This window comes from Sphingomonas sp. 2SG (assembly GCF_005503285.1).
Lineage (GTDB): Bacteria > Pseudomonadota > Alphaproteobacteria > Sphingomonadales > Sphingomonadaceae > Sphingomonas > Sphingomonas taxi.
This window is the reverse complement of the sequence record NZ_SCMZ01000102.1, coordinates 1-2,120: the sequence shown is the minus strand read 5'-3', so window position 1 is coordinate 2,120 and position 2,120 is coordinate 1. Positions and strand designations below refer to the sequence as shown.

Genomic DNA, 2,120 nt, shown 5'->3' with positions numbered 1-2,120 from the left:
GGAGGGGGCGGGTCGCCGTCCGTCTGCAACGGTGGGTCATTCCGCCTCACCCCGCATCGAGCAGATATCCCACGCCGCGTACCGTGCGGATTTGCGGGCCGTCGGGGGCGAGCTTGCTGCGCAGGCGGGTGACGTTGACCTCGATCGCATTGGGGCCGACCGGCTCGTCATAGCCGAACACCTCGGCGAGCAGCAGTTCGCGCGGCACCACCTGCCCGGCGCGGGTGGCGAGCGCGTCGAGCACCGCCCATTCGCGGCGGCGCAGGTCGAGCGCACGCCCGCTCACCTCGGCCTGCCCGGTCGAGCGGTTGAGCGTCAGCGCGCCGATCGTCACCACCGGCGTCGGATCGCCGCCGCGGCGCCGGCCGAGCGCCCGCACGCGCGCCTCCAGCTCCTGCGGCTCGAACGGCTTGCGCAGATAATCGTCGGCGCCGAGGTCGAGCCCGCGCACCCGGTCGTCGAGCGCGTCGCGCGCGGTCAACATCAGCACCGGCACCTTCTCGCCGCGCCGCCGCAGCCGTTCGAGCACGGTGAAGCCGTCGATGTCGGGCAGGCCGACGTCGAGGATCAGCAGCGCATAGGGTTCGCCCGAGATCAATGTCAGCCCCTCCTCGCCGCTCGCGCAATGATCGACCGCATGGCCGCCGGCGCGCAGCAGCGCGGCGATGCTCCGGGCGAGCGCGGCATCGTCCTCGATCATCAGGATTCGCATGGTTTCACCCGGTGAAAGGTTGCTGACAGGTGCGCCGGATATCCCACGATGGCAGCTTATCCGATCACAGAAGCGGAAAAGCGAGAGGAGCCGGGATGCGGACGATCCTATTCGGGACGATGATGATGCTGGCGGCAGCGGCGACGGCGCACGCCCAGACCCGGCCGGCGGGCTATCCGCGCTCCTATGACGGGCTGATCGCCGCGGCGAAAACGGAGGGCGGGCTGACCGTCTACGGCAATGCCGACCGCAGCGAGCTGGTCGGCGTCGTCGCCGGCTTCCACCGCCTCTATCCCACGATCCGCGTCCGCTACGTCGACCTCGGCTCGATCGAGATCTACCGCCGGCTGGTCGGCGAGACGCGCGCGCGGCAGCAGTCGGCGGATCTCGTCTGGTCGTCGGCGATGGCGTTGCAGGTCAAGCTCATCAACGACGGATTCGGCCAGGGCTATGCCAGCCCCGAAAAGCCGGCGCTGCCGGCGCAGGTGGTGTGGAAGAACATCGGCTATGGCGTCACCGCCGAGCCGATCGGCATCGTCTACAATCGCCGGCTGATCCCCGACGCGCAGCGGCCGCGCAGCCATGCCGCGCTCGAGGCGCTGCTGCGCACGCGGCGGGCGCAGTTCACCGGCCGCGTCACCACCTTCGATCCGGCGCGGTCCAACGTCGGCTATCTCTATCTGACCGAGGACCTTGCGATCACCCGCGACAGCCGCGCGCTGATGACGGCGATCGCGGCGACCAAGCCGGTGCTGGCGGAGCGGACCGAGCCGATGCTCGCCGCGGTCGCCGCCGGACGGCAGGCGATCGCCTATAACGTCATCGCCTCCTACGCGCTGGAACAGGCGAAGCGCGATCCGCGGCTCGGCGTTGTGCTGCCGAGCGACTATACGATCGTCACCTCGCGCATCGCCTTCATCGCGCGTCAGGCCCGGTCGCCGGCGAGCGCCAAGCTGTTCCTCGACTTCCTGCTGTCGCGGCGCGGCCAGAGCCTGCTCGCCGCGCGCAGCCTGTGGCCGGTGCGCGCCGACGTGCCGGCGCGGCGGCTGCCCGCGGCGCAGGCGCGCCCGATCCGCGTCGGGCCGCAACTCCTCGTCCCCCTCGACCGCATCACCCGCCAGCGCTTCCTGCGCGACTGGCGCGCGACCCTTGCCGGAGCCTCCACCCCATGATTCTGCGTACCGGAGCCGCCCTGCTGGCGCTCGTCGCCGCCACGCCCGTGCTCGCCCAGACGCCGACGCAGGCCGAGCTTGCCGAACTGGTGCGCGCGCAGGCGGCCGAGATCGCCGCCCTCCGCGCCCGGCTCGATCGGATCGAGGGCCAGCAGGCGCTCGCCGCCGCGCCGGCCCCGGCGCCCGCCCCCGCGCAGACGCTGCCGCCACAGGTCGCGCAGACGCCGCCGCCACAG

The 2,120-nt window shown here is 72.0% G+C and carries 2 protein-coding genes and 1 pseudogene; 2 read left to right on the top strand and 1 reads right to left on the bottom strand.

From position 1 onward, the window contains the following. Positions 1–46: 46 nt before the first annotated feature. Positions 47–712 carry a response regulator transcription factor gene (locus tag FFS23_RS19865; protein WP_171009567.1) on the bottom strand — a complete coding sequence of 222 codons (666 nt, stop codon included), beginning with the start codon at positions 710–712 and terminating at the stop codon, positions 47–49. A 95-nt stretch (positions 713–807) separates the two neighbouring features. On the opposite strand from FFS23_RS19865, the gene FFS23_RS19860 reads away from it, so the two are divergent. Beyond that, positions 808–1,884 carry an ABC transporter substrate-binding protein gene (locus FFS23_RS19860; protein WP_249340775.1) on the top strand — a complete coding sequence of 359 codons (1,077 nt, stop codon included), beginning with the start codon at positions 808–810 and terminating at the stop codon, positions 1,882–1,884. Then, positions 1,881–2,120 (top strand): annotated as a pseudogene (locus FFS23_RS20560) (porin); the annotation flags it as partial. The gene FFS23_RS19860 and the pseudogene FFS23_RS20560, both read left to right, overlap by 4 nt.